The sequence below is a fragment of the Plantibacter sp. lyk4-40-MEA-4 genome (assembly GCF_030209415.1).
In the GTDB taxonomy this organism is placed as follows: domain Bacteria; phylum Actinomycetota; class Actinomycetes; order Actinomycetales; family Microbacteriaceae; genus Plantibacter; species Plantibacter flavus_A.
This window is the reverse complement of the sequence record NZ_JARVSA010000004.1, coordinates 122,864-149,056: the sequence shown is the minus strand read 5'-3', so window position 1 is coordinate 149,056 and position 26,193 is coordinate 122,864. Positions and strand designations below refer to the sequence as shown.

The 26,193-nt window shown below is 69.7% G+C and carries 19 protein-coding genes and 1 tRNA gene; 16 read left to right on the top strand and 4 right to left on the bottom strand.

Annotated features, from left to right (window positions below):
- Positions 1–16: 16 nt before the first annotated feature.
- Together QRN44_RS08875 and QRN44_RS08870 are read right to left on the bottom strand one after the other, a co-directional pair.
- The gene (locus tag QRN44_RS08875) at positions 17–3,925 is read right to left on the bottom strand and encodes a glycoside hydrolase (RefSeq protein WP_285038905.1); all 3,909 of its coding nucleotides are present in this window, start codon (positions 3,923–3,925) and stop codon (positions 17–19) included.
- 202 nt (positions 3,926–4,127) lie between these two features.
- Positions 4,128–5,168: a LacI family DNA-binding transcriptional regulator gene (locus QRN44_RS08870; RefSeq protein ID WP_254628347.1), complete on the bottom strand. Its 1,041-nt coding sequence runs from the start codon at positions 5,166–5,168 to the stop codon at positions 4,128–4,130.
- A 149-nt stretch (positions 5,169–5,317) separates the two neighbouring features.
- Here QRN44_RS08870 and QRN44_RS08865 point away from each other — a divergent pair, with 149 nt between their 5' ends.
- The 6 genes from QRN44_RS08865 to recR all read left to right on the top strand — a co-directional run bounded on the left by QRN44_RS08865 (position 5,318) and on the right by recR (position 14,114).
- Positions 5,318–6,241, top strand: a complete 924-nt coding sequence (locus QRN44_RS08865) for a carbohydrate ABC transporter permease (protein ID WP_064296050.1) — start codon at positions 5,318–5,320, stop codon at positions 6,239–6,241.
- Complete coding sequence (locus QRN44_RS08860; protein WP_064296051.1) at positions 6,241–7,191, top strand: carbohydrate ABC transporter permease; 951 nt, start codon at positions 6,241–6,243, stop codon at positions 7,189–7,191. The genes QRN44_RS08865 and QRN44_RS08860 overlap by 1 nt, the downstream gene beginning before the upstream one ends.
- Positions 7,192–7,343: 152 nt before the next feature.
- The gene (locus QRN44_RS08855) at positions 7,344–8,696 is read left to right on the top strand and encodes an ABC transporter substrate-binding protein (RefSeq protein ID WP_285038904.1); all 1,353 of its coding nucleotides are present in this window, start codon (positions 7,344–7,346) and stop codon (positions 8,694–8,696) included.
- A 117-nt stretch (positions 8,697–8,813) separates the two neighbouring features.
- The gene (locus tag QRN44_RS08850) at positions 8,814–10,571 is read left to right on the top strand and encodes a glycoside hydrolase family 35 protein (protein ID WP_285038903.1); all 1,758 of its coding nucleotides are present in this window, start codon (positions 8,814–8,816) and stop codon (positions 10,569–10,571) included.
- 336 nt (positions 10,572–10,907) lie between these two features.
- Positions 10,908–13,511: a DNA polymerase III subunit gamma and tau gene (locus tag QRN44_RS08845; protein ID WP_285038902.1), complete on the top strand. Its 2,604-nt coding sequence runs from the start codon at positions 10,908–10,910 to the stop codon at positions 13,509–13,511.
- 3 nt (positions 13,512–13,514) lie between these two features.
- Positions 13,515–14,114 carry a recombination mediator RecR gene (gene recR, locus QRN44_RS08840; protein WP_056014479.1) on the top strand — a complete coding sequence of 200 codons (600 nt, stop codon included), beginning with the start codon at positions 13,515–13,517 and terminating at the stop codon, positions 14,112–14,114.
- 134 nt (positions 14,115–14,248) lie between these two features.
- Here recR and QRN44_RS08835 read toward each other — a convergent pair whose 3' ends face one another.
- Complete coding sequence (locus tag QRN44_RS08835) at positions 14,249–15,001, bottom strand: GNAT family N-acetyltransferase (RefSeq protein WP_064296091.1); 753 nt, start codon at positions 14,999–15,001, stop codon at positions 14,249–14,251.
- Between the two features lie 212 nt (positions 15,002–15,213).
- On the opposite strand from QRN44_RS08835, the gene QRN44_RS08830 reads away from it, so the two are divergent.
- The 6 genes from QRN44_RS08830 to QRN44_RS08805 all read left to right on the top strand — a co-directional run bounded on the left by QRN44_RS08830 (position 15,214) and on the right by QRN44_RS08805 (position 22,055).
- Positions 15,214–16,500, top strand: a complete 1,287-nt coding sequence (locus tag QRN44_RS08830) for an aspartate kinase (RefSeq protein WP_064296092.1) — start codon at positions 15,214–15,216, stop codon at positions 16,498–16,500.
- 112 nt (positions 16,501–16,612) lie between these two features.
- Complete coding sequence (locus QRN44_RS08825; protein ID WP_079003135.1) at positions 16,613–17,680, top strand: aspartate-semialdehyde dehydrogenase; 1,068 nt, start codon at positions 16,613–16,615, stop codon at positions 17,678–17,680.
- 34 nt (positions 17,681–17,714) lie between these two features.
- Positions 17,715–18,446: an SGNH/GDSL hydrolase family protein gene (locus QRN44_RS08820; RefSeq protein ID WP_082916156.1), complete on the top strand. Its 732-nt coding sequence runs from the start codon at positions 17,715–17,717 to the stop codon at positions 18,444–18,446.
- Between the two features lie 115 nt (positions 18,447–18,561).
- Entirely contained in the window at positions 18,562–20,028 is a 1,467-nt protein-coding gene (locus tag QRN44_RS08815) for a malate:quinone oxidoreductase (protein WP_079003133.1), read from the top strand.
- Between the two features lie 72 nt (positions 20,029–20,100).
- Positions 20,101–20,748: a thymidine kinase gene (locus QRN44_RS08810; protein ID WP_121293934.1), complete on the top strand. Its 648-nt coding sequence runs from the start codon at positions 20,101–20,103 to the stop codon at positions 20,746–20,748.
- Entirely contained in the window at positions 20,745–22,055 is a 1,311-nt protein-coding gene (locus QRN44_RS08805) for a UDP-glucose dehydrogenase family protein (protein WP_285038901.1), read from the top strand. The genes QRN44_RS08810 and QRN44_RS08805 overlap by 4 nt, the downstream gene beginning before the upstream one ends.
- Here QRN44_RS08805 and QRN44_RS08800 read toward each other — a convergent pair.
- Positions 22,031–22,468, bottom strand: coding sequence for a VanZ family protein (locus QRN44_RS08800; RefSeq protein ID WP_079003130.1), 438 nt, complete (start codon positions 22,466–22,468; stop codon positions 22,031–22,033). The two genes, QRN44_RS08805 and QRN44_RS08800, sit on opposite strands and share 25 nt — an antisense overlap.
- A 179-nt stretch (positions 22,469–22,647) precedes the next feature.
- On the opposite strand from QRN44_RS08800, the gene QRN44_RS08795 reads away from it, so the two are divergent.
- The 4 genes from QRN44_RS08795 (at position 22,648) to QRN44_RS08780 (ending at position 26,104) form a co-directional block, all read left to right on the top strand.
- Positions 22,648–24,447 carry a DUF4012 domain-containing protein gene (locus tag QRN44_RS08795; protein WP_285038900.1) on the top strand — a complete coding sequence of 600 codons (1,800 nt, stop codon included), beginning with the start codon at positions 22,648–22,650 and terminating at the stop codon, positions 24,445–24,447.
- Between the two features lie 123 nt (positions 24,448–24,570).
- The gene (locus QRN44_RS08790; RefSeq protein ID WP_285038898.1) at positions 24,571–25,116 is read left to right on the top strand and encodes a hypothetical protein; all 546 of its coding nucleotides are present in this window, start codon (positions 24,571–24,573) and stop codon (positions 25,114–25,116) included.
- Between the two features lie 251 nt (positions 25,117–25,367).
- The gene (locus QRN44_RS08785; RefSeq protein ID WP_285038897.1) at positions 25,368–25,907 is read left to right on the top strand and encodes a hypothetical protein; all 540 of its coding nucleotides are present in this window, start codon (positions 25,368–25,370) and stop codon (positions 25,905–25,907) included.
- 123 nt (positions 25,908–26,030) lie between these two features.
- A tRNA-Pro gene (locus tag QRN44_RS08780) sits at positions 26,031–26,104 on the top strand.
- Positions 26,105–26,193 lie beyond the last annotated feature (89 nt).

The window sequence follows — 26,193 nt, the reverse complement described above, 5'->3', positions numbered from 1 at the left end:
GTTCGTCAGGAGCGAGCTACTCGGCGGAGTGGCGGCGACGCGCGAGCAGCACCGAGGCGAAGCCGACGAGGCCGAGGAGCAGCGCGACGAGCCCGACGCTCGACACGTCCACACCCGTGCGCGACAGCGAGTCGGCGCCGGCGGCCGAACCACCCGAGGGGGAGCTCGTGCCGTCACCACCACCGACCGCGCCACCACCGGAGCCCGTTCCAGGACCGGTCCCGGGGTTCGTCCCCGGGTCGGTTCCGGGACCGGTCCCCGGGTCCACCGCGGCGGCGAGCACCGTCACGGGCGTGGACGTCGTCTCCACCGGCGCGAAGCCATCGGCCGAGACCGTGACCCGCACCGCGAGCGCGGCACCCGCACTGCCGGCGGGCGGCGTGAACGTCGCCGTGTCGGCACCGTCCACGACCTCGTCGTCGAGCAGCCAGGCGTAGACCACGTTGGCGTCCTCCGGGTCCACCACGACCGCCGCGGTCGTCGGCACGCCCTCGCGGGCCACGCTCGACAGCGTCGCGGTCGCGACCGCCGTCCGGGCGAAGGTGATCGTCGTCGACTGCGTGGTCACCCCGTCAGCCGCCGTCACCGTGATGACGACACCGTCGGTCGCGTCAGCCGCAGCGCGGGCGGTAGCCGCCGGTGCCGCTTCGAGCGGCTCGATCGTGACCGTCGCGTCGCGGTCGGCCGGGATGGCGTCGACCACCGGGTCGGCGGACCCTGCCAGCGGCACCTCGTACTCGAGGACGCCTGCATCGAAGCCCTCGACCGGCGTGCCGTTCACCCGCAGCGCGGCGAGGCTCGCCTCGGTCGCTACCGACGGTGCGAGCGCGTAGATCTCGACCTCCGAGACGACCAGGTGGGTGTTCGCGTACGCCGTCATCACGACACGAACGGCACTCGTCGTGACGCCACCGAGGTCGACGTCGACGATCGGAGCCGTCCCATCGGTCGGGACCGGCACAGCGACCGCACCGCCCGGAGCGTCGATCCACGCGCCGTCGGCGTCACGGAACTGCACGGTCAACGCACTCGGCCAGCTGTTGGTGCTCCCGTCCTTGTAGGCGTAGAAGGTGACGTGCTCGATCGTGTGCTCACCGCCGAGCTCGTAGCTCAGGGTGTCGCTCGCCGGCTTGTTCGACGAGCGCCAGTTCGACCAGCCCTTGTCGTTCCGCACACCGTTCTTCGTGTTGCTCGCGGGGTAGCCGGACTCGGTGGACGTCGCACTCGCGACGGTCGTGGCGTCCGGCGCGATGTTCCGCTCACCGGGCGCCGTGACGATGATCGACAGGAGTGCGTCGATCGGTGCCGCGGCCGGGTCGTTCGAGGCAGCCGCGCCGCGCACCTGCACCACACCGGTGTCGGCGAGGTCGGCGTCGTCGAGGGTGCTGAAGTCCCAGGTGACGGGCGTGTCGAAGCGGTTGGTGCTCGCCCCGATCTGCGCCGGGACCGTGGTCGGTGCCGCAGCCACGACGGCGCTCGCCGGAGACCCTGCCGCGACCGTCAGGGAGACCGGTTCGGTGGTGGTGAAGCCGCCGATGTCGACGGTGGCCTGCGCGGTGAACGCCGCACCCCAGCCGTCGGTACCTGAGCCGTTCACGACGATCGTGCCCGGTGTGTTCCAGTCCACGGCGGAGGTGTCCCAGGTGACCGGCACCGGAGCACCCTGGACCGCGCTGTACAGCGGCACCACGGTCGCGGGCAGCGCCGCCGGAACACCGGCGACGGTCTGCAGCGTGACCGGCTGCACCCCGGTGAGGGCGGTGTCGACGAAGCTCCAGGTCTGGTTCGCGCCGTTGTTCGACTGGTAGACGCCAACGGCGGCACCCGTGGCGGTGGACTGCCCGCCGACCTCGAGGGCCTGGCTGGTTCCGACGTTCACGAGGCTCCACTCGGAGCCGTTGGTCGTCGTCGGGATCCACTGCAGCGAGGGGTCGGCCGCAGCCTGTTCCCGCGTCGCAGCGACGAGCGAGGTGCCCGCGGAGTTCGCGGAGAGGAGTGCTCCGGACGAGCTGCGGACGGCGTAGCGGTCGGTGTTCGTGCCGCCGCCCGAGAGTCGCTCGGCGGTCCACACCTGCGCGGCACCGGTCGTGGCGTCGGAGGCACGCGGGGTGATCGTGCCGGCCGGGACGGTCCCGGTCGTGGCTGCGGCGGTGAACGCCTTCGAGCTCTGCTTGCCGACGAGCTGGTAGGCGTGTCCGTCCTGGAACGGTGCCGCATCGGCTGCGACACCGGTCGCGCCGTCGACGAGGAAGGTGGTGACCGACTTCGCCGGGACGGTGAGTGTCGCCTGCTTGGTCACCGGGTCGATCGACACGGCGTCGCCCCGCACGAGTGCGTTGGCGGTGACGTCGTCCGCGGGGGACTCCGTCGTCACGATCGGCGTGACCGTCGCGCCGGGAGCGATGTCCGCGAACTTCGACAGGTCGATCGTGATCGTCCGAGCCGAGGTCGACGGGTTGGCGTGCACGAGGGTCGCGCCGGTGCCGTCGGCACGGAGCGCCGTGGTGGTCTGCGCGTCGGTGGAGGGGATGAGGTGGTCACCGGGCTGCACGTAGTGGGTGAAGTTGCGGAGCGTGTTGTACTTCGCGTTCGTCTTCACGGAGCAGCTCGGGTCGGCGTCGCCGTCGGCGATGCGTCGCTCGGAGTCGCCCTCGGCGTTGCAGTCGAAGTCGATGAGGACGCTGCCCCAGTTGAGCTTCTCGACCTTCTCCATGTTGTAGAGGTCCTCGACGGGCTGCCAGAGCACCCACGCGGTCGGCTCCAGGTTGCGGAGGTCGTCGATGAGGTGCGTCGCCATACCGATGCCGTTGTCGATGTTCGTGAGGTTGTGCTTGCCGCTGGAGTCCCAGTTGCCCTCGACCTCGCTCATCCACAGCGGCTTGCCGGCGGTCTTCGCGATGTCGCGCGCGACGACGCTGCCGCCCTGGCCGTAGCTGTGGACGTTGAGCTGCGTGACGAGGTCCTTGGCGGTCTGCGACCAGCCGTTCCAGTTCGTCGCGAAGATGCCCGGGTTCGTCTCGTCCATGGCCGCGATGACGGCCTCGGTCGAGGTGCCCTCGGCCGCGAGGCGCTCGGCGAGGGCCTTGATGACGGTGTCCTGCATGGCCGGGCCGATGTGTGCACCCTCCTGGCGTCCGCCCTTCGGCCAACCGGTGGCCTCGTCGATCTGGGTGCCCCAGTAGTTCGTGTTCGGCTCGTTGAAGGGGTCGATGGTGTCGAAGTCGACACCGGTGTCGGCCTCGAGGTGGTCGACGACGGTGGTGAGGTAGGCGACGAAGTCGTCGACGCTCTCCGGCTTCAGCTGCTCGTCGGCGGCGTTGAAGTTGCCCGACGCGTAGCCGCTCTCGGTCATGAAGTACGGCGGGGAGTTGCTGAACGCCTCCCACTTGGTGATCTTGTCCTTGAGTGCCGTGAGCCACCAGCGCTGGGTCTCGTCGGCGTCGAAGTCGTAGGAGGCCGGGTCGTCGGCGTCCCAGGCGGCGGCGTAGCGGTCGCGGTCGGCGTAGTCGGAGGTGATGGGGCCGTCGGCGTCGCTTGCTGCGAGGTCCGGGTTCCACCAGCCGTCGACCGCGCCGCCGGCCCGCAGGTAGGGCGGGACGTCGCTCGCGTTGCCGCCACCGATGTTGTAGCGCGCGATGTTGAGGTTGAGGCCGTCCTCGCCGAACACCTTGTCGAAGAGGTCCTGGCGGACGTCCTCGGGGTAGTCGCCCGTGGCGTTGGCGAACCAGACGAGGCTCGTTCCCCAGCCTTCGAACGCCTCGTTCTGGTAGGCCGGGTTGGGGGTGATGGTGAGGGGAGTGCTCTCCGCGGCGGCCGCAGGAGCGGCGTCCACGGTGGCGAGTGCTGGTGCGATCGCGGCGATGCCGAGGGCGACGGCGACGGTCGCTCCGATCGTTCGTCGGCGGACTGGTGACGGCAGTGTCATCGGTGGTTCCTTCGTTGGAGGCCGTGGTACAGGGGATGTTCACGTGAACATCGAGCGGTGTCGAACTGCCGTGTTCACGTCAACATTCCCGACGAGTATGGGCGCCCCCTCGCTCGGGTGTCAAGCGATGCCCGATCGCTGAACCCGTCGAAGTGCGGCACATCGTCGTTCCTCGGCGGCGCGGACGACGAACTGCCTCGCCTCAGTGCGCGGGTGGGGGAGCCGTGCTCGCGCGGACGACGAGGGACGTCGGCGTGAGGGGCTCGGTGGAGAGCTGCGGGCCCTCCTCGATCTCGCGGAGGAGGGTGGTGATCGCCCGGCGTCCGATCTCGTCGAAGTCCTGGTGCACCGTCGTGAGCGGTGGCCAGAACGAGTCCGACTCCGGGGTGTCGTCGAAGCCGACGACGCTGATCGACTCCGGGACCGCACGCCCGCGCTCGTGCAGGGCGCGCAGGAGTCCGAGCGCCATCTGGTCGTTCGACGCGAACACGGCCGTGATCTCCGGGCGCTCGGCGATCTCGAGGCCGATCTCGTACCCCGAGGTCGTCGACCAGTCGCCACGGAACGCGGGCGGCGGCGTGATGCCGGCCTCGCGCAGCGTGTCGGCCCAGCTCTGCTCGCGACGAGCCGCCGAGTACGAGGTGCGGGGGCCGGCGATGTGCCACACGCCCTGGTGTCCGAGGTCGAGCAGGTGCTGGGTGGCGAGCGCCGCGCCCTGCGCCTGGTCGTTGTCGACGACCGGGTAGTCGGTGCGTGCCGCGGAGTCGATGACGACGACCGGCAGGCCGGAGGGGAGTTCGACGTCGGCGCCGTCGACGATGTGCGACTCGATGACGATGATGAGTCCGTCGACGTCCTGCTCGCGGAGGCTGTCGAGGGCGACCGCGACATCGCGTTGCGTGGGGTACTCGACGGGGACGACCGTGACCGAGTAGCCGGCCCGTGCGGCCTGGACCGTGATCGCGTCGAGCGTGCGCATGTTGCCGTAGGAGGAGAGCGTGAACATCGTGATCCCGATGCTGCGGGTGCGCCCCGACCGCAACGCTCGCGCGGCCTTGTTCGGGCGGTAGCCGAGCTCGGTCATCGCCTCGAGCACGCGGTCGCGGGTGCCGTCGTCGACGTTGGTCAGGCCGTTCGCGACGCGGGAGACGGTCTGCGAGGAGACGCCGGCGTGCGCCGCGACGTCCGCCATCGACGGTGCTCGCCTGGTGCGGCCAGGCGCTCTCCGGGTGGTGTCCGTCATGGTCTCCCTATCGTCGCATCCATCCTTGCATGTTGACGTGAACATGCTATGGTACCGATCAGATGTTGACGTAAACATCCATCGCGATCCCTCCCCGCACGGCTCCACCGCACGACGGTTCCGCCCGAATCCCAGCAAGGAAGCTGCCCATGACCACCACGACCGCTCGCACCGGCCGGCCACCAGCGGTCCGTGTCCACCGACGCGACCGCCGGGATTGGAAGGGCTGGGCGTTCATCGCCCCCTTCATGATCGTCTTCGCGCTGATGATCATCGCCCCGCTCGTCTACGCGCTCTACCTCAGCTTCTTCCAGGAGAAGCTCATCGGCGGCAACGCCTTCGTCGGTTTCGAGAACTACGCCCAGGTCCTCCAGGACCCGAAGTTCTGGGAGCCGTTCGGTCGCGTCGCACTGTTCTTCGTCGTGCAGGTGCCGATCATGCTCGCCCTGTCGCTCACCGCCGCGCTCGCGCTCGACAGCGCCAGGCTCCACGGCGCCGCCTTCTTCCGCATCGCGCTCTTCCTGCCGTACGCCGTCCCGGGCGTCGTCGCGGCGCTCATCTGGGGCTTCATCTACGGCGACCAGTTCGGTCTCGCCGGTAGCTTCAACGACCTCGTCGGCGCCCAGATCCTCGAGCCGTTCAGCTCCCAGGCCGTCCTCGCCTCCATCGGCAACATCGTGACGTGGGAGTTCATGGGCTACAACATGCTCATCTTCTACGCCGCCCTCCGCGTCGTGCCCGGTGAGATCTACGAGGCGGCCGAGATCGACGGGGCCGGACAGTTCCGCACCGTCTTCAGCATCAAGATCCCCGCCCTCCGCGGAGCCCTCGTCATCGCGACGATCTTCTCCGTCATCGGCTCGTTCCAGCTCTTCAACGAGCCGAACCTGCTGAAGAACCTCGCACCCAACGTGATCACGAGCAACTTCACCCCGAACATGTACGCCTACAACCTGTCCTTCGCCGGCCAGCAGTTCAACCTCGCGGCGACGGTCGCGATCATCATGGGCGTCATCACCGCCGTCATCGCCTACGTCGTGCAGGTGCGCGGCTCCCGACAGGAGAACAGCTGATGGCCACCGTCTCGAACCCGACCGTCCGTCCGCAGACCGTGTCGACCAGGACCGCCCGCAACCCGCGTGCCTTCGACCGGCCCACCCGGAAGCGCCACGACCCGCGCCGCAAGCGCTCGATCGTCCTCACGATCGTCATGGCCGTCTTCCTCATCTACTCGGTCGTCCCGATCCTGTGGCTCGTCATCAACGCGACGAAGTCCCAGCCCGACCTCTTCACCTCTTTCGGCCTCTGGTTCGGCGACGGCGGGTTCAACCTCTGGCAGAACATCGTCGACACCCTCACCTACCGCGACGGGCAGTTCGTCGGCTGGTTCGGCAACACACTGCTCTACGTGGTGGTCGGTGCCGGTGGGGCGACGCTGCTCGCCACGATCGGCGGCTACGGCCTCGCGAAGTTCCGCTTCCCCGGCAAGCGCGCCGTCTTCGCGATCATCCTCGGCTCCATCGCAGTGCCGGGCACGGCGCTCGCCGTCCCGACCTTCCTGATGTTCAGCCAGCTCGGCCTCACGAACACGCCGTGGGCCGTCATCCTGCCCTCGCTCGTCAGCCCGTTCGGCCTGTACCTCATCTGGACCTACGCGGTCGACGCGGTCCCGACCGAACTGCTCGAGGCCGCCCGCATGGACGGCGCGGGGGAGTTCCGCACCTTCTTCACGATCTCACTGCGACTCCTCGGCCCCGGCATCGTCACGGTGCTCCTCTTCGCGATCGTCGCGACCTGGAACAACTACTTCCTGCCGCTCATCATGCTGTCGGAGCCGACCTGGTATCCGCTCACCGTCGGGCTCAGCCAGTGGAGCGCCCAGGCCACCGGTGTCGCCGCACAACCGATCTTCAACCTCGTGATCACCGGATCGCTCCTGACCATCGTCCCGATCGTCATCGCGTTCCTCTTCCTGCAGCGCTTCTGGCAGTCCGGCCTGAGCGCCGGCAGCGTCAAGGGCTGATCCCCGCCGTTCCCAACCCGCACCACCGCATCACCAACCGGTCCCTGAGCCTGTCGAAGGGCACCACTCTTCGACAAGCGGTTCCTGAGCTTGTCGAAGGGCAGGGACCGGGGCATCACCTCCTCCTCCCAACGCAGTGAAAGGAAACACCCATGAAGCGCATCTCACCGTCTCGCACGGTTCTGCGCCGCGCGGCCACGGCGGCCGTCGCGTCCGCGATGATCGGAGCCTCGCTCGTCGCCTGCTCGTCCGGCGGCGGCAGCACCGCCTCGGGCGACGCCAAGGACATCGAGTCCGCCCTCGAAGCCGGTGGCGAGATCACCTACTGGTCCTGGACGCCCTCCGCCGAGGCGCAGGTCGCCGCGTTCGAGAAGGCCTACCCCAAGGTCAAGGTCAACCTCGTCAACGCCGGCACCAACACCACCGAGTACACGAAGCTGCAGAACGCGATCAAGGCCGGTAAGGGTGCCCCCGACGTCGCGCAGGTCGAGTACTACGCCATCCCGCAGTTCGCGCTCAGCGACTCCCTCGTCGACCTCAACGCCTACGGCTTCGGCGACCTGAAGGACGACTACAGCCCCGGCCCGTGGAGCTCCGTCAACATCGGCGACGGCCTCTACGCCCTCCCGCAGGACTCCGGCCCCATGGCCATGTTCTACAACAAGACGGTGTTCGACCAGTACGGCATCGCCGTGCCGACCACCTGGGACGAGTACATCGCGGCAGCCGCACAGCTGCACACGGCCGACCCGTCGAAGTACATCACCAACGACTCCGGTGACTCCGGCTTCGCGACCAGCATGATCTGGCAGGCCGGCGGACGTCCGTTCACCGCCGACGGCACCAAGGTGAGCGTCAACCTCGCCGACGAGGGCTCCAAGAAGTGGGCAGACACCTGGAACCAGCTCGTCGAGGGCGACCTGCTCTCCGACGTCCCCGGGTGGAGCGACGACTGGTACAAGTCGCTCGGCAACGGCAGCATCGCGACGCTCATCACGGGCGCCTGGATGCCCGGTGTGCTCGAGTCGTCCGTCGCCGAGGCCTCCGGCCAGTGGCGCGTCGCCCCGATCCCGACCTACGACGGCAAGCCCGCCAACGCCGAGAACGGTGGCGGTGGCCAGGTCGTGCTGAAGCAGAGCAAGAACCCGGCGCTCGCCGCGGGCTTCCTCAAGTGGCTGAACAACGACGAGGACAGCGTCAAGGTCTTCCTCGACAACGGTGGCTTCCCGGCGACGACCGCCGACCTGAACTCCGACGCGTTCCTCTCCGCAGCTCCCGCGTACTTCGGCGGCCAGAAGATCAACGAGGTCCTCGTGCAGGGCGCGAAGGACGTGTCGACCGGTTGGCAGTACCTGCCCTACCAGGTCTACGCGAACAGCATCTTCGCCGACACCGTCGGACAGTCCTACGCGAACAAGGCCGACCTGAACGACGGTCTCGCCGACTGGCAGAAGCAGCTCGTCGAGTACGGCAACACGCAGGGCTTCACGGTCACCGAGAAGTAGCCGAACGGCACCTGTAGCACCAGCACCATCGACCGCGGCCGGTCGGAGGGTCTTCCGGGATCCGCTCCGGCCGGCCGTGGTCGCTCCATCCGCACCCCTTCATCACGGAGCCCCAGCATGCCCACCTTCTCCATCGGCGACGACGACTTCCTGCTCGACGGTCAGCCGTTCCGGATCCTCTCCGGAGCCCTCCACTACTTCCGGGTGCACCCCGAGCAGTGGGCGGACCGCATCGCGAAGGCGAAGCTCATGGGGCTCAACACCATCGAGACCTACGTCGCGTGGAACCAGCACAGCCCCGAGCGCGGCGTGTTCGACACCACGGGCGTGAACGACCTCGAACGCTTCCTCGGCCTCGTCGCCGACGCCGGTCTGTACGCGATCGTGCGTCCCGGCCCCTACATCTGCGCCGAGTGGGACAACGGCGGCCTCCCCGGCTGGCTGCTGCACGACCCCGAGCTCGGCCTCCGTCGCAGCGAGCCCCGCTACCTGGCCGCCGTCCGCGAGTACTTCGAGGCGCTGCTGCCGATCATCGCGCCGCTGCAGATCGACCGCGGCGGTCCCGTCATCCTCGTGCAGGTCGAGAACGAGTACGGCGCCTACGGCGACGACCACGACTACCTCCGGACGCTGACCGCGTGGACCCGCGAGCTCGGCATCACGGTGCCGCTGACGACCGTCGACCAGCCGACGCCCCAGATGCTCGAGGACGGGAGTATCCCCCAACTCCACAAGACCGCCTCCTTCGGCAGCCGCTCGCTCGAACGCCTCGCGACCCTGCGCGAGCACCAACCGACCGGGCCGCTCATGTGCTCGGAGTTCTGGGACGGCTGGTTCGACCACTGGGGCGAGCACCACCACACGACGCCCGTCGCGGAGACGGCAGCGGACCTCGACGCGCTCCTCGCGGCCGGCGCGTCCGTGAACATCTACATGTTCCACGGCGGCACGAATTTCGGGTTCACCGGCGGCGCGAACGACAAGGGGCAGTACCGCTCGCACGTCACCTCCTACGACTACGACGCGCCCCTCGACGAGGCGGGCCACCCGACGGAGAAGTTCTTCGCCTTCCGCGACGTGATCGCGAAGTACGCCGAGGTGCCGACGGAGATCCCGCCGGCTGCGACGGATGCCCCGGCGTTCACCGCGTCCTTCGAGCAGGAGGTCCCGTTCGCGGACGTGGCCGACGAGATCGCTCCGCTCCAGGCGTTCGACCGGATCCCCACGATGGACGAACTCGGGGCGTTCAGCGGTCTGGCGCGGTACCGGGCGTCGCTCGGGGGACGTGGCGGCGTGCTCCGGTTCGCCGAGGTGCGCGACCGCGTGGTCGTCTCCGTCGACGGCGTGCCGGTCGGCGCGCTCACCCGCGAGTTCAAGGAGCGTTCGATCGTGATCCCGGCGGGTGAGACGCTCGAACTCCTCCTCGAGAACCAGGGCCGCGTGAACTACGGCAAGCGCCTGGGGGAGCCGAAGGGGATCATCGGGCCCGTGTCGCTCGACGGCGTGGAACTCACGTCGTGGGGCATCGCCCCCGTGGCCCTCGACCGCCTCGACGCCGTCGTGGACGCCGCAGCCACGCGGACGTCCGACGCCACGATCAGCGGTGCCGGGCCGGTCCTCCTCACCGCCACCGTCACGCTCGACGCGCCCACCGACCTGTTCCTCGACACCGCGGCCTGGGGCAAGGGACTCGTCTGGGTGAACGGCTTCCTACTCGGCCGCTACTGGTCGCGGGGGCCGCAGCACACGCTCTACGTCCCCGGCGGCCAGCTCCGTGCCGGGGAGAACCGCTTCACGGTGTTCGAGTTCCATGGGCTCACGACGCCGACGCTCTCATTCCTCGCCCGCCCCTCGCTCGGCCCGACCGAGTTCTAGCCGCCCACGATCCGGTCGGCGTCGCCCGCACAGACGCGGCGCCGACCGCACCACCCGGTCCCTGATGCCTGCCCCGGTCCCTGATCCCAACCTCGGTCCGTGAGCTGAACCCCGGTCCCTGAGCTGAATCCCGGTCCTTGAGCTGAACCCCGGTCCCTGACTCCAACCCCGGTCCCTGACTCCAACCCCGGTCCCTGACTCCAACCCCGGTCCCTGAGCTTGTCGAAGGGCACCAGGATGGCCCGTTCCCCGCGTCGCGCCAGGCTCGAGCCCCGGTCCCGATCGAGGAGTCCGATCCCCGACTCCGATGTCGGGGGCGACGGCTACCATTGGTGGGTGGTCACAGCTCTGTATCGCCGGTATCGGCCCGAGACGTTCGCCGACTTGATCGGTCAGGCGCAGGTGACCGATCCCCTCATGACGGCCCTGCGCACCAACCGCGTCAACCACGCGTATCTGTTCAGTGGTCCTCGTGGCTGCGGCAAGACGACGTCCGCGCGCATCCTCGCCCGCTGCCTCAACTGCGCAGAGGGCCCCACCGACACCCCGTGCGGCGTCTGCGCGAGCTGCGTCGACCTCTCCCGCGACGGCTCCGGCTCGCTCGACGTCGTCGAGATCGACGCGGCCAGCCACAACGGTGTCGACGACGCCCGCGACCTCCGCGAGCGCGCCATCTTCGCGCCCGCGCGCGACCGCTACAAGATCTTCATCCTCGACGAGGCGCACATGGTCACCCCGCAGGGGTTCAACGCCCTGCTGAAGATCGTCGAGGAGCCGCCGGAGCACGTGAAGTTCATCTTCGCGACGACCGAGCCCGACAAGGTGATCGGCACGATCCGCTCCCGCACCCACCACTACCCGTTCCGGCTCATCCCGCCGGCGCAGATGCTCGACTACGTCCAGCAGCTGTGCGAGAGCGAGCACGTGGGTGTCGAGGCCGGTGTACTGCCGCTCGTTGTCCGGGCCGGTGGCGGTTCCGCCCGCGACACGCTGTCCCTGCTCGACCAGCTCATGGCCGGCTCCGAGGGCGACTCCGTCGACTACGAGCGCGCGGTCGCCCTGCTCGGCTACACCCACACGGCCCTGCTCGACGAGGTGGTCGACGCCTTGGCCGCCCGCGACTCCGGTGCCGCCTTCAGCACCGTCGACCGCGTCATCCAGACCGGCCAAGACCCACGCCGCTTCGTCGACGACCTGCTCGAGCGACTCCGAGACCTCATCGTCGTGGCCGCCACGGGCGAGAACGCGGCGGCGGTCCTCCGCGGCCTCCCGCAGGACGAGCTCGACAAGATGCTCGCCCAGGCGCGGGCGTTCGGCATCGCCGAGCTGTCCCGCACGGCCGACGTCGTGAACGAGGCGCTCACCCAGATGACGGGTGCAACGTCGCCCAGGCTTCACCTCGAGCTCATGATGGCGCGCATCCTCGTGCCCGCAGCCGACGACTCCGCTCGTGGTGCATTGGCCCGAGTGGAGCGGCTCGAGCGTCGCATCGGTGTCGACGGTGCTGCCGCCGAGGGCGGTCAGGCCGCGGTCTCGGCGCAGCCCGTGGTCGCCGACCGCGCTCCGGCCCCTGCCGGCGCGGTCCCCGCGAGCACGGCGGCGAGCTCCGCCCCGGCTCCCGCCCCGGCTCCCGCCCCGGCCGCCGCCTCGACAGCATCCGCGGCCGCCGACCGTCGACCGGCGCAGGAGCCCGACCACGCGCAGACCGCCGCACCGACCCCCGCGGCCCCTCGCGTCGGCCCGGTCACCCTGCAGCACATCCGCGACGCCTGGCCCGAGATCGTGGCGCAGGTCGAGAAGGCCGACCGCAAGGCGTGGATGATCGTCGTCAACACCCAGGTCGGCGGGTACTCGGACGACGACGTCCTCACGCTCGTGTTCGCGAACAACGGCGACCTCAACGACTTCAAGGCACGTCACGCGCCCGGCACCGGCGTCGCGGAGGTCCTGCGCACGGCGGTCCTCGACGTCCTCGGCGTGCGGGTGAAGTACCTCGCCAAGGTCGCCGGTGCCGACGAGCCGCCGGCACCGCGGGCCACTGCGCCCGCCGTCGGCGCTCCGTCGTCGGAGTCGTCCGCCTGGTCGACCCCGAGCCTGCCGCAGACCGTCCCCGCCCCCGCTGCCCCGTCGTCGTCCGACAGCAGCGGCGGGTCGGGAGCCCGCTCCTCGTGGCCCACCGTCGCACCAGCCGGTGGCGAGCCCACCTCTGCTGTGCCGGTCGACGCCGAGTCGTCGGCTGCCACGCCAGTGCCACCCGCGTCGTCGGTCGTCGCCCCAGCCGAGGAGCAGACCTCCGTCTCCGCCTCCTCGTGGGCGACGGTCGCGCCGCCGCCGGCCGACGAGCCCGAGCCGTCCTCGGCCCCTGAGCCTGTCGAAGGGCATCCCCCGGTCCCAGAGTCTGTCGACGGGCCCGAGCCCGCCTCGTCGACGCAGCCGTCCTCGGTCCCTGAGCCTGTCGAAGGGCATCCCGGGCGACCCGCCGGATCCGGAGCCCCCGGGACGCCGGCCGGCTCACCCGCGCAGCGGCAGCCGTCGGCCCCGCCGCGCCAGCAGGCACCCGCCCGAGGCCCGTCCAACGGCGACGCGCTCGGCTCGCGCACCGTCACCTGGGACGTCGTCTCGATCCCGTCCGACGACGACGCACCGCCGCCGGACGACGAGCCGCCCTACCCCGACCCGTTCGAGTCATCGGCTCCTGCTCCGTCCTCTGCTGCCGGCGCGCCATCAGCAGCGCCCGTCGGCTCCCCGCAGGCCGCACCGCCTGCGGCGCCGGTCGCCGAGCAGCGCCCGCAGCCCCCGGTCCGGATGCGCCAGGCGCCCCCGGTGCCGACATCCCACCCCGCGGGTGACAACCGGTACGGCGAGAGCGTCGTCCGCGAGCTCCTCGGCGCGACATTCATCGAGGAGCAGCCGCACGAGCCGCGCTCCGGAGGGCGGTAGGCCATGTACGAGGGAATCGTCCAAGATCTGATCGACGAGTTCGGGCGGCTGCCCGGCATCGGTCCGAAGTCGGCGCAGCGCATCGCGTTCCACATCCTCCAGACGGAGTCGTTCGACGTGTCGAAGCTCGCCGAGCTGCTCACCGTCGTCCGCGAGAAGGTCAAGTTCTGCGAGATCTGCGGCAACATCTCCGAGCAGAACCTCTGCAGCGTGTGCCGCGACCCGCGTCGCAACCCGGCCCTGATCTGCGTCGTCGAAGAACCGAAGGACGTCGTCGCCATCGAGCGCACGCGTGAGTTCCGCGGCTTCTACCACGTGCTCGGCGGCGCCATCAGCCCGATCGACGGCGTCGGACCCGACGACCTGAACATCCGTCGTCTCATGCAGCGCCTCGCCGACGGCACCGTCACCGAGGTCATCATCGCGACCGACCCGAACCTCGAGGGGGAGGCGACCGCCACCTACCTCAGTCGGCTGCTCCTCCCGATGGGGATCCGTATCACGCGCCTCGCTTCCGGCCTCCCCGTCGGCGGCGACCTCGAGTACGCCGACGAGGTCACCCTCGGTCGTGCCTTCGAGGGTCGCACGGTCGTCAGCGGCTGACCACCCCGCCTCGTCGCCCGCCCTTCCACCCCTCCCTCTTGCCATCGGCCCTTTCTCAGGAGTCGTCCGGTGTGTCGGGGCTGGTGGGTTGCGCCGCGCCGACAGACTCCTGAGTCAGGGCAGCCGGGCGCGCCTCAGGCGTCGGCGGAGGGCGCCGGCCACTCGGCGACCACCGGGCGGGCAGACAGCTGCCGGCCGATCGCGGAGAAGCCGAGCTTGCGGGCGACGGCGCGTGAGCCGGGGTTCGTGTCGGCGGCGCGCCACTGGGGGAGGAGCCCGGCCGCGAGGGCATGCTCGACCGCGGTCGAGGCCAGCCTGGTCGCGAGACCGGTCCCGCGAGCCTCCGGGGCGGTCAACGCCGTCACGTGCGCGACACCCAACGGCCATGACCGGTAGCCGGCGACGGCGAGGACCCGACCGTGCTCGCGCACCGAGAACAGCGGCGAGGTGATGCCGAAGATCCCGCTCTCCGAGGCCTCGTCATCGCCCACCTTCGACAGCAGCGACTCGATGGCCGGGTCGCTCGCCTTGCTCGCCACCACGTCGATCTCCTCGGCCGGTCGGAACCGCCCGGGCAGCAGGTAGTCGAGTGTCGCCGGCCCGAGGACCTCGGCGACCTGCACGCGCGAGCGGAGGAACTCGACCGTCCCGACGCTCCTCGGTGATTCGTCCTCGATGGCGAGTCGCCTGGCGGTGTCCTCGTCGGGCACGATCGCGAGGGCGCTTCCGTCGATCTCGACGACGCCGATCCATCCGGGCGGGCACGCCATCGAGCCGGCGTTCACGACGACGGCGACGCGGCCGGCGGAGAATCGCGCGGTCGGCGAGGCGAGCCCCTGCCAGAGGCGTCGCACCGTCGCGAGCACCCGCGCGTCTTCCTGCTGCATAGGCCAACCCTACCGAGGCCCACCCTCCTCCCCACCGCAGGAGATCGGCGCGACAGCAGGACCGAACGTGCCGAAGTGTCCTGTTGCGGGGCGGATCTCCTTCCCCGGAGCGGGTGAGGGTGCCCTTCGTCACATGAACGGCGCGGAATGCCCGGATGGGTAGGATGATCGCTGGGCCGCTCGTGCCCGCACCGACTTCCCCAGGAGATCCGATGGCATTGATCGTGCAGAAGTTCGGCGGGTCCTCCGTCGCGGACGCCGAGAGCATCAAGCGCGTGGCGAAGCGCATCGTGGAGACCCGCAAAGCGGGCAACGAGGTCGTCGTCGCCGTCTCGGCGATGGGCGACACGACCGACGAACTGCTCGACCTCGCCCACGAGGTGACGCCCATCCCGGCGCCCCGCGAGCTCGACATGCTGCTGTCCAGCGGCGAGCGCATCTCGATGGCACTCCTCGCCATGGCGATCAGCAGCATGGGCTACGTCGCACGCTCCTTCACCGGCAGCCAGGCCGGCATGATCACCGACGCCCAGCACGGTGCAGCGCGCATCGTCGACGTCACCCCCGTGCGCCTGCGCGAGGCCCTCGACGACGGCGCCATCGTCATCGTCGCCGGCTTCCAGGGCTTCAACCGTGACACCCGCGACATCACCACGCTCGGTCGTGGCGGGTCCGACACCACGGCCGTCGCGCTCGCCGCAGCCCTCGACGCCGACGTCTGCGAGATCTACACCGACGTCGACGGCATCTTCACCTCCGACCCCCGCGTCGTCCCGAAAGCCCGGAAGATCGACCGCATCTCCAGCGAGGAGATGCTGGAGCTCGCGGCCTCGGGTGCCAAGGTCCTCTACATCCGCGCCGTCGAGTACGCACGCCGCCACGGCGTGACGCTCCACGTCCGGTCGTCCTTCAACAACAACGAAGGCACGCTCGTCCTCAACGACGCGGGCCGCAACAACCCAGGAGCAGGTGAGGCACCCATGGAGCAGCCCATCGTCGCCGGAGTCGCGACCGACCTCAGCGAAGCCAAGATCACCGTCGTCGGTGTCCCCGACCTGCCGGGCAAGGCGGCGGAGATCTTCACGATCGTCGCGAAGTCGGGCGGCAACGTCGACATGATCGTCCAGAACGTGTCGACCGCCGTCTCCGGCGTCACCGACATCTCGTTCACCTTGCCGAAGCCCGAGGCGCAGCAGGTCCTCCGCGCGCTCGCGGCGGAGCAGGAGCGGGTGGGCTTCTCGGCCATCCAGCACGACGACCAGATCGGCAAGCTCGCCCTCGTCGGTGCCGGCATGCGCACGAACACCGGCGTCTCGGCGAAGCTCTTCGAGGCGCTCAGTGCAGCGGGCATCAACATCGAGATGATCTCCACCAGTGAGATCCGCATCTCGGTCGTGACGCGTGCCGACACCCTCAACAAGGCCGCGAACGTGGTCCACTCCGCGTTCGGTCTCGACGGCGAGGACGAAGCCGTCGTCCACGGTGGCACCGGCCGCTGAGCCCGCCCTTCGGCAGGCTGAGGAACGACCCTTCGACAGGCTCAGGGGCCGGAGCCTGGCCGATCCTGATGCAAGATGGTTCACAACAACCCCTGAAACCAGAGGAATCCCCATGAGCAACGGTGTACGTGTCGGTGTCGTCGGAGCGACCGGTCAGGTCGGCAAGGTCATGCGCCGCCTGCTGGAGGAACGCGAGTTCCCGATCAGCGAGATCCGCTTCTTCGCGACGGCTCGCTCGGCGGGCACGACGCTCCCGTTCCGTGGCCAGGACATCGTGGTCGAGGACGTCGAGACGGCCGACCCGAGCGGTATCGACATCGCCCTGTTCTCGGCCGGCGCGACCGGCTCCCGCACGCAGGCTCCGCGGTTCGCCGCTGCCGGTGCGCTCGTCATCGACAACTCGAGCGCGTGGCGGATGGATCCCGAGGTCCCGCTCGTCGTCAGCGAGGTGAACCCGCACGCCATCAAGGACGCGGTCAAGGGCATCGTCGCGAACCCCAACTGCACGACCATGGCGGCCATGCCGGTCCTCAAGGTGCTCGACGCGGAGGCCGGGCTCACCCGCCTCATCGTCAACACCTACCAGGCCGTCTCCGGGTCCGGGCTCGCCGGCGCGGCTGAACTCGCCGGCCAGATCGAGGCCGCGGTCGCCCAGGGCGACCTCACCCGACTCGTCCACGACGGTTCGGCGATCGAGTTCCCGGCTCCCGACAAGTACGTCGCCCCGATCGCCTTCGACGTCATCCCGCTCGCCGGCTCGATCGTCGACGACGGCCTGGGCGAGACCGACGAGGAGAAGAAGCTCCGCAACGAGAGCCGGAAGATCCTCGAGCTCCCCGAGCTGCTCGTGTCGGGCACCTGCGTACGCGTGCCCGTGTTCACCGGCCACTCGCTAGCCATCAACGCCGAGTTCTCGCGCGACCTGTCGCCGGAACGTGCGATCGAGCTGCTCCGTGACGCTCCGGGCGTCCAGCTGTCGGACGTTCCGACGCCGCTCGAGGCCGCCGGCGCGGACCCGTCGTTCGTGGGGCGCATCCGTCCCGACCAGAGCGCGCCGGCCGGCAAGGGCCTCGCGCTGTTCATCTCGAACGACAACCTGCGCAAGGGTGCGGCCCTCAACGCGGTGCAGATCGCCGAGATCGTCGCCGCCGAGCTGCTCGCACAGCCCGCAACGGTCTGACCGGCCCTCCCTCCACCCGATCGGGGACGACGACATGGCCCGCCAGCGACCACGCCTGCGCCGACGGTGGTTGGCCGCGTTCATCGCGGCCGCCATCGCCGTCACCGCGGTGATCACCGTGAGTGGCCTGCGTGCCGACGTCCAGCAGACGACGGTCGCCCGCGCCGACACCTCCGGGTCCGAGGTCGCCGTCGGACCGCTCGTCGCGTTCTACGGCGACTCGTACACGAAGGGCTCGGCAGCGTCGTCGCCGGCCGCCCGTTGGTCCTCGCTCGTCGCGAAGGCCGAGGGCTGGACGGAGTACAACGCCGGCTACCCGGGTCTCGGGTTCGTCCGCAAACGCGACAAGGTCGGCGATGTCACGGCGGACGTCATCGCGCAGCACCCCGAGGTCCTCATCGTCGCGCTCGGCATCAACGACAACTTCGAGTGGACCGGCAACGAGCAGGCGATCCGGGAGGCGATCCTGCCGGAGTTCCAGCGGCTGCGCGACGGGCTGCCCGGCACCCGCATCATCGTGGTGGAGCCCTGGTGGTACACCGCTGAGCGACCGGCCTCCGTCGAACAGATCATCGGATGGGTGCACGACGCCGCCGACACCATCGGGGCCGACTACATCTCCGGGGCGTCGCACTGGCTGGACGAGGACCCGGCGACGTGGATCTCCGCCGACGGCCTCCACCCGAGCGACGCCGGGTACGCGCACCTCGCGCAGCGCATGCTCGAGGAGCTCGACGCCCTCACCCCCGCGCTCCCCGGACGCTGACCCGGCGGTCGTGCAGTCGGGCCGAAGTGTCTCGACATCGAGCGATCTCACAGCATGCGGTCAGCGACAGCACGCGGGTGGAGAGCTCGGGCCTCGCCGCGACTAGACTGCTCTGGTGACCGAAACCATCGACGTAGCCCTCATTGGTGGTGGCATCATGAGCGCCACGCTCGCCGCCCTCATCCACCAGGTGCAGCCTGACTGGAAGGTCGAGGTGTACGAGCGCCTGAGCGACGTCGCACTCGAGAGCTCCAACCCCTGGAACAACGCCGGGACGGGCCACGCCGCGCTGTGCGAGCTCAACTACATGCCGCAGGACGCCCACGGCCACGTCGACCCGGCGAAGGCCATCGGCATCAACGAGCAGTTCCAGCTCAGCCGTCAGTTCTGGTCGCACCTCGTCGAGGAGGGCCTGCTCGGCGCACCCGACACCTTCATCAACCCGACCCCGCACATGACGTTCGTGCGCGGCGACAAGGACGTCGAATACCTGCGGAAGCGCTACGAGGCGCTGAAGGATCAGCCGCTCTTCGCCGGCATCGAGTTCTCGGAAGACCCGGCCGTCATCGCCGAGTGGGCTCCACTGCTCATCAACCGTCGTGCCGTCGGCGAACGCATCGCGGCCACCCGGATCACCGCGGGAACCGACGTCGACTTCGGTTCGCTCACGCACAAGCTCTTCGGCGCAGCGCCGAACGCCCACGTCCGCACCAACCACGAGGTACGGTCGCTCAAGCGGCTGAAGGACGGCACCTGGCGCATCCGAGGCCGTCAGACGCTCGGACGATCACCGATGGAGATCAACGCCCGCTTCGTCTTCGTCGGCGCCGGCGGATGGGCGCTCAAGCTGCTGCAGAAGTCCGGGATCCCCGAGATCAAGGGCTACGGCGTCTTCCCCATCGGTGGGCAGTTCCTCCGCACCGACAACCCCGCGGTGGTCTCGAAGCACCAGGCCAAGGTCTACAGCCAGGCTTCGGTTGGGGCCCCGCCGATGTCGGTCCCGCACCTCGACACCCGCGTCGTCGACGGTCAGGCGAGCCTCCTCTTCGGCCCGTACGCGACGTTCAGCCCGAAGTTCCTCAAGCGCGGATCGATGCTCGACCTCGTCACCCAGGTGCGCCCGCACAACCTCCTCCCGATGCTGGCGGTCGCCAAGGACAACCCGAGTCTCATCACGTACCTCATCGGGCAGCTCCTGCAGTCCCGCAAGCAGAAGATGGACAGCCTCCGCGAGTTCCTGCCGACGGCGAAGGACGAGGACTGGTACCTCATCGAGGCCGGGCAGCGAGCCCAGGTCATGAAGAAGGACAAGGCCAAGGGCGGCGTCCTGCAGTTCGGCACCGAGGTCATCACGGGTGCGGACGGCACGATCGCGGGACTGCTGGGCGCTTCGCCCGGCGCATCGACGGCCGTGCCGATCATGCTCGACGTCCTGCGCAAGTGCTTCCCCGACAGGATGACCGCGTGGGAGCCGAGGCTCCGCGAGATGATCCCGACCTACGGCTCGACGCTGAACGACGTCCCCGAGACGGCGGCGAAGGTCCTCGAGAGCACCGCCGAGGCCCTCGACATCTCGCTGTAGCCGCCGCACGGGTCCTCGCCCGGCCCCTCGTCGGATGCGACAGGTGCAGCTTGGGAACCCTAAGCTTGCCTGGTGGCGAAACTGTATTTCCGATACGGGGCGATGAACTCCGGCAAGAGCACCGCCTTGCTCCAGGCGGCGTTCAACTACGAGGAGCGCGGCCACCGCGTCCTCCTCACCAAGCCGTCCCTCGACACGAAGGGCGACGCCGCCATCGTCAGTCGCCTCGGCGTGACCCGCGATGCCGACTTCCTGCTCGGTCCTGACGACGACGCCGTCCGGGTGTTCGCGGAGCACCGTCGCCGCGTCGTGCAGGAGACCGGCGAGGACGTCAGCTGCCTGCTCGTCGACGAAGCCCAGTTCCTCCACGGGGAACAGGTCGACGATCTGCTGCGCATCGCGCTGCTCGAGGGCATCCCGGTCCTCGCCTACGGCATCCGGACCGATTTCCAGACCGTCGCGTTCCCCGGGAGCCGCCGCCTCCTCGAGGTGGCCCACAGCCTCGAGGAGCTCAAGACGATCTGTCGCTGTGGTCGAAAGGCGATCTTCAACGGCCGCCGGTTCGGCGACACCTTCGTCTTCGACGGCGACCAGGTCGCCATCGACGGCACCACCGTCACCTACGAATCGCTCTGCGGCGTCTGCTACCTGCAGGAGTCCGGCGGTCGCCTGTCCAGCACACCCACCGCACCTCCCATCAGCGAAGGATCACACGCATGAAGCTCTCCGTCATCGGCTGCGGCTACCTGGGGGCCGTGCACGCGGCCGCCATGACATCGATCGGGCACGAGGTCGTCGGCATCGACGTGGACCCGGCCAAGATCGAGGCCCTCGCCGCCGGACGCTCGCCGATCTTCGAGCCAGGCCTTCCAGAGCTGCTGCTGGCCGGTGTCGAGTCGGGCCGCCTGCGGTTCAGTACGGACATGGCCGACGCGGCCGGGGCCACCATGCACTTCGTCGCGGTCGGCACGCCGCAGAAGGCCGGCTCCAACGCCGCCGACCTGCGCTACGTGGACGCCGCGGTGACGGCCCTCCTGCCGCACCTGTCGGCAGGAGACGTCGTCGTCGGCAAGTCGACCGTCCCCGTCGGCACCGCCGCGCGCCTGGCCGAACTCGTCGCCCCCACCGGCGCGGTGCTCGCCTGGAACCCCGAGTTCCTGCGGGAGGGCTTCGCCGTGCAGGACACGATCGCGCCCGACCGACTCGTGTACGGGCTGCCGCCGGCTCCCGAGGACGCCGCCGTCGCTCGAGCCGCTTTCGACGAGGTCTACGCGCAGGCACTCTCCACCGGCACGCCGCTCGTCGCCACCGGGTACTCGACCGCGGAGCTGGTGAAGGTCGCCGCGAACGCGTTCCTCGCCACGAAGATCTCCTTCATCAACGCGATGGCGGAGATCGCCGAGGTCACCGACGCCGACGTCACGGAGCTCGCCGATGCGATCGGTTACGACGCCCGGATCGGTCGCCGCTTCCTCAACGCCGGTGTCGGGTTCGGCGGCGGCTGCCTGCCGAAGGACATCCGCGCCTTCACCGCTCGTGCCGAGGAGCTCGGTCGTGGGGAGTCGGTGGCCTTCCTCAAGGAGGTCGACGCGATCAACCTGCGTCGTCGTCAGCGCGTCATCGACCTCGTCGTCGAGGAGCTCGGCGGGAGCGCCTACCAGAAGCGGGTCGCGGTACTCGGCCTCGCGTTCAAGCCCGACAGCGACGACGTCCGAGACTCGCCGGCCCTCGATGTCGCCGTCGGCCTCAACGGACTGGGTGCGAAGGTGCTCGCCTTCGATCCGGAAGCGGTTCCCAACGCGCGTCGGCTCCACCCGCAGCTGACGTTCGCTGACTCGGCGGAAGAGGCCGTGACGGACGCGGACATCGTCGTGGTCGTGACCGAGTGGAAGGCGTTCCGAGCCCTCGACCCCTCTGCCGTCGCCGAGCTGACCGCGGGCAAGACGATCGTGGACGGACGCAACTGCCTCGACGTGGACGCCTGGCGGGGCGCCGGGTGGCGTTACGTCGGTCTCGGTCGTCCGTGACCGGTGACGAGTAGCCGGACGACGAGCACGATCGTCGCGCCGAGCAGCCCTCCGGCCGCATTGGCGTAGACGTCGGCGATCGTCGCGACCCGCTCGGGGAGCAGGGTCTGTCCGAGTTCGATCGCGACCGAGAACAGGGTCGTCGTCAGCGGTGCGACCCACCAGAGGCGTAACGGCAGCTCGAGGGCGAGCAGAGCTCCGAGCGGGATGAACAGCACGACGTTCGCGGCCGATTCGACGAAGCGGTAGTCGAACCAGGTCGGGGCGCCCGCGGCCTGCAAGCGATCGAGGATCGCCAGCAGCGTCGTCCGGCCGTCGGCGTCGACGGGCGTCGGCCAGAACGCGATGCCGAGCATGACGCACAGGCAGAGCAGCAGCAGGATCCCGATCACGATGCGCGGCGTGCGGGTCATCTGCGGTGCGGCTCCAGATCGGTCGACGGGCGTGCTGACGGCATCCCGCAATCGTAGGCCATGAGCGGCCGTGAGCCCTGGTGTGGCGTGCGTCGTCCACCCCTGAAAGGGGGCGTGCAGCGACCCTCGGAGGCCATCATCCGGCGGTTAGGCTGTGCCTACCCGAACAAGGAGCACTCTTGGCTGACCCACGCCCGGCGACGGCCGGCATCCGCCTGCCCGGCCGCAGGCGTTCGCGTCTGTGGTGGATCGCACTCGCCGTCCTCCTCGTCGTCCTCGCGCTCGGAGCCTGGCTCGGCGTCCGGGCGTCTTTGGCGAAGAACGCGCTCGAAGCCGCCCAGTCGGAGGCGAAGTCGCTCCAGTCGGCCGTGCTCAAGGGTGACGCGAGCGGCACCGAGGTCACGCAGCGTGCACTCACCAAGCACACCGGCGAGGCGGTGTCGCTGACGAGTGATCCCATCTGGCGGGCGGCAGAGGCGGTCCCGTTCCTCGGCGTGAACTTCTCCGCGGTGCGACAGGCCGCCGCCGCGACCGATGACGTCGCAGTCGACGTCGTGCCGAAGGTCGTCGAGATCGCCGATCAGGTGAACCTGTCGTCCCTGCTCCCCGGGGACGGGTCGATCGCGACGGAGCCGCTCCGCGCCGTCGCGCCGACCGTGGCCGAGGCGGCTGCAGCGGCTGACGCCATCGCCGGGCGCGTGGACACGATCGGCACGGACGGTGCGCTGCCGGTGGTCGCCGACGCCGTCGAGAAGCTCACCCGCACGATCACCGGTGCATCCACGATGCTCGACACCGCGGCGCGGGCCACGGCGCTCCTGCCGGACATGGCGGGAGGGGCCGGGCCTCGGAACATCATGGTGATGATCCAGAACAACGCGGAGCTGCGCTCGAGTGGCGGCATCGCCGGGGCGGTGGCCCTCATCCACGCGGAGAACGGCGTCATCTCGTTCGTCGGCACCCGGGGGAGCGACGACTTCTCCGGATTCCCCGCCCCGGTACTCCCGCTCACCCAATTCGAGCAGAACGTCTACACCGACAACCTCGGCCGGTACATCCAGGACACCAACCTCACGGTCGACTTCAGTCGCACCGGCGAGCTCGCCGCAGCCATGGGGACCCAGGTGTTCGGCGTTCCCATCGACACCGTGGTCGCCGTCGACCCCTACGTCCTCGCACACCTGCTGGAGGCGACCGGCCCCGTCGCCCTCCCGGACGGCACCGAGCTCACCGCCGACAACGCGGCGAAGACGCTGCTGAGCGACGTCTACGCCCGGTTCCCGGACCGGCTCGTACAGGACGCGTTCTTCGCCGCGGTCTCGGGTGCGGTGTTCGAGGGCATGATCTCCCGCTCGCCCGACCCCGGCGCCCTCGTCCAGGCCCTGTCCGAGTCCGGTGCGGAGAACCGTCTCCACGTGTGGAGTGCGGTCCCCACCGAACAGGCGTTGATCGCCGAGACGAGCCTCGCCGGGATCCCACCGGCGACCGACGACGCAGCCGTGTACACCGGGGTCTACCTCGAAGACCTGACCCGCGCGAAGATGGACTACTACCTGGAGACGAAGGTCGACATCCGCGACGCCCGGTGCACGAAACAGGGCGCCGAATACGTCGTCGCCGTCACCCTGACGTCCACCGCACCGGCGGACGCCGCAACCTCCCTGCCGGACTACGTGACCGCCGGCGGGCGCTTCGGCACCCCCGCGGGAGACATCGCGACGCGCGTCGTGATCCACGGCCCGCTCGGCGCGACCCTGCTCGGTGCGAGCGACGGCGAGGACCTGCCGGTGAAGGCCGTGACCGACCCGAACGGTCGTCTCTACGCCCAGACCGACGTGACCCTCACTCCGGGGGCGACAAGGGAACTCGTCTTCACCGTGCTCGCTCCGAAGGCCTCCGACGTACCCCCAAACCTGGTCACAACCCCCGGAATCACGGGCAAAACGACCATTTCAGCCTTCCCTCGGTGCGGCTCCTGACATAGCATGACAACACCTCAGGAAGCCACGCACCCGAATTCGTGACCCTGGGGAACCTCGCGCGGACGCCCACCCGAAATCGGCGGACGCAGGGGGTATTCGACGTTCCTTGGGGATATCAACATGAAGCGCACCCTTGCCCTAGCATCGCTCTGCCTCCTGGCAGTCTTCGCGGCCCCGACCGCCGCGAGTGCAGCGACCGACTCGTCCACCTACGGCCCTGCCGGCTGTGCGACCCTCACACCGGTGTCGGTGACCCAGGGGGAGTCGACCGTCTTCCGCTGCGACGGCACCTTCGACCCCGGCACTCCGGTGACGGTCACCGTCGCCGGGCCCGGCTGCAGCATTCCCGCTGCGAAGCCGAACACCGCCGGAGCGACCGAGCAGGCCGCCGAGCAGAGCGCCGCACCCACGTCCGGCACGTTCAGCGCCGACGCCGCCCGCGCGTTCGCGGTGACGATCGAGACCAGCAAGACCGCCTCCGGCACCTGCATGGTCACGGCGACCCAGGGCGCCACCACGGAGAGTGCCTCGTTCCAGGTCTCGGAGCGCGAGTTCGCCTCGACCGGCTTCGACGGTGGAGCCCTGCCGTGGATCGGCGGAGGCCTCCTCGTCGTCGGTGCCGGCGTCGTCGGCGCGATGGCGATCCGTCGCCGCAAGACGGCCTGATCCGTCGGTCGGGACGCGTGGTCCGGGCGGTCGTCCGCTCGGACCACGGCCTGGCGCCAGGCGGACAGGGCGTACCCCCAAAGGTGGTCACATCCGCGGAATTCCGCGGTTTTCCAGCTCTGGCGAGCGAGCGGCTGCCCTAGCATGATGACGGCCATGGAGGCCACGAGTGAACAGCGCTCGGCTCCAGGCCGTGTCCGCATGTCGCATCACGCAGCGCATGCGCCATCCGCACACCTAGGGGCCCGCACATGAAACGAATTCTCTCCGCCGCCGCACTCGTCCTCCTCGCCGTCGCCGCGCTGCCCACCGCAGCCAACGCGGTCGAGGGCGACAGCTACGGTCCAGGCAGCTGTAACTCGATCACGCCGGCGAGCGTCGCGCGCGGCGCGGCGGTCTCGTACTCGTGCTCGGACTTCTGGGCCGCGAACCAGACCGTGTCGATCACCATCGACTCCTCGGTGGCCGGCGTCTCCGCTCGTACCCTGTCGACCGTCGCTGACGCCGCTGGAGACATCCAGGTCTCCATCGACACGGCTGCGGACCCCGCGGGCACCTACACGTTGACCGCGACCCAGGGCGCCGTGACCGATTCGTCCGACTTCACCGTGCTGGACCCCGCGGACGCCGCTGCTGCCGCCGCGTCGGCCTCCGACCCGTCTGCCGGGGGCAACGCCCTCGCCGACACCGGGTTCGCCGGAACCGCCCTCCCCTGGGTGGCCGGTGGGCTCCTCGCCGTCGGTGCTGCCGCGCTCGGCACCGTGGTCGTGCGTCGCCGCCAGCAGGCGTGAGATCACGGATCGGCCGGGCGGCGATGGCGGCGCTCGGCTGATCCGGTCCGGGATCCACCGATTCCAGGAAGTGGCGAACAGCCGCTGAAAAATCGGCTATCCTAGACAAGGCCTTCGGGCCATCGGGGTGTGGCGCAGTTTGGTAGCGCGCTTCGTTCGGGACGAAGAGGTCGTGGGTTCAAATCCCGCTACCCCGACAGCAAAGCCCGGTCAGACGAGAAATCGTCTGACCGGGCTTCTCTGTTTTCGTGGGCTGGCGGTCCGCTGGGCTGGCGGGTCGCACATC

Coding starts and splice junctions, on each gene's coding strand:
- QRN44_RS08875 (WP_285038905.1), bottom strand. CDS start 3,925: ATGACACTGCCGTCACCAGTCCGCCGACGAACGATCGGAGCGACCGTC.
- QRN44_RS08870 (WP_254628347.1), bottom strand. CDS start 5,168: ATGACGGACACCACCCGGAGAGCGCCTGGCCGCACCAGGCGAGCACCG.
- QRN44_RS08865 (WP_064296050.1), top strand. CDS start 5,318: ATGACCACCACGACCGCTCGCACCGGCCGGCCACCAGCGGTCCGTGTC.
- QRN44_RS08860 (WP_064296051.1), top strand. CDS start 6,241: ATGGCCACCGTCTCGAACCCGACCGTCCGTCCGCAGACCGTGTCGACC.
- QRN44_RS08855 (WP_285038904.1), top strand. CDS start 7,344: ATGAAGCGCATCTCACCGTCTCGCACGGTTCTGCGCCGCGCGGCCACG.
- QRN44_RS08850 (WP_285038903.1), top strand. CDS start 8,814: ATGCCCACCTTCTCCATCGGCGACGACGACTTCCTGCTCGACGGTCAG.
- recR (WP_056014479.1), top strand. CDS start 13,515: ATGTACGAGGGAATCGTCCAAGATCTGATCGACGAGTTCGGGCGGCTG.
- QRN44_RS08835 (WP_064296091.1), bottom strand. CDS start 15,001: ATGCAGCAGGAAGACGCGCGGGTGCTCGCGACGGTGCGACGCCTCTGG.
- QRN44_RS08830 (WP_064296092.1), top strand. CDS start 15,214: ATGGCATTGATCGTGCAGAAGTTCGGCGGGTCCTCCGTCGCGGACGCC.
- QRN44_RS08825 (WP_079003135.1), top strand. CDS start 16,613: ATGAGCAACGGTGTACGTGTCGGTGTCGTCGGAGCGACCGGTCAGGTC.
- QRN44_RS08820 (WP_082916156.1), top strand. CDS start 17,715: ATGGCCCGCCAGCGACCACGCCTGCGCCGACGGTGGTTGGCCGCGTTC.
- QRN44_RS08805 (WP_285038901.1), top strand. CDS start 20,745: ATGAAGCTCTCCGTCATCGGCTGCGGCTACCTGGGGGCCGTGCACGCG.
- QRN44_RS08800 (WP_079003130.1), bottom strand. CDS start 22,468: ATGACCCGCACGCCGCGCATCGTGATCGGGATCCTGCTGCTGCTCTGC.
- QRN44_RS08790 (WP_285038898.1), top strand. CDS start 24,571: ATGAAGCGCACCCTTGCCCTAGCATCGCTCTGCCTCCTGGCAGTCTTC.
- QRN44_RS08785 (WP_285038897.1), top strand. CDS start 25,368: ATGAAACGAATTCTCTCCGCCGCCGCACTCGTCCTCCTCGCCGTCGCC.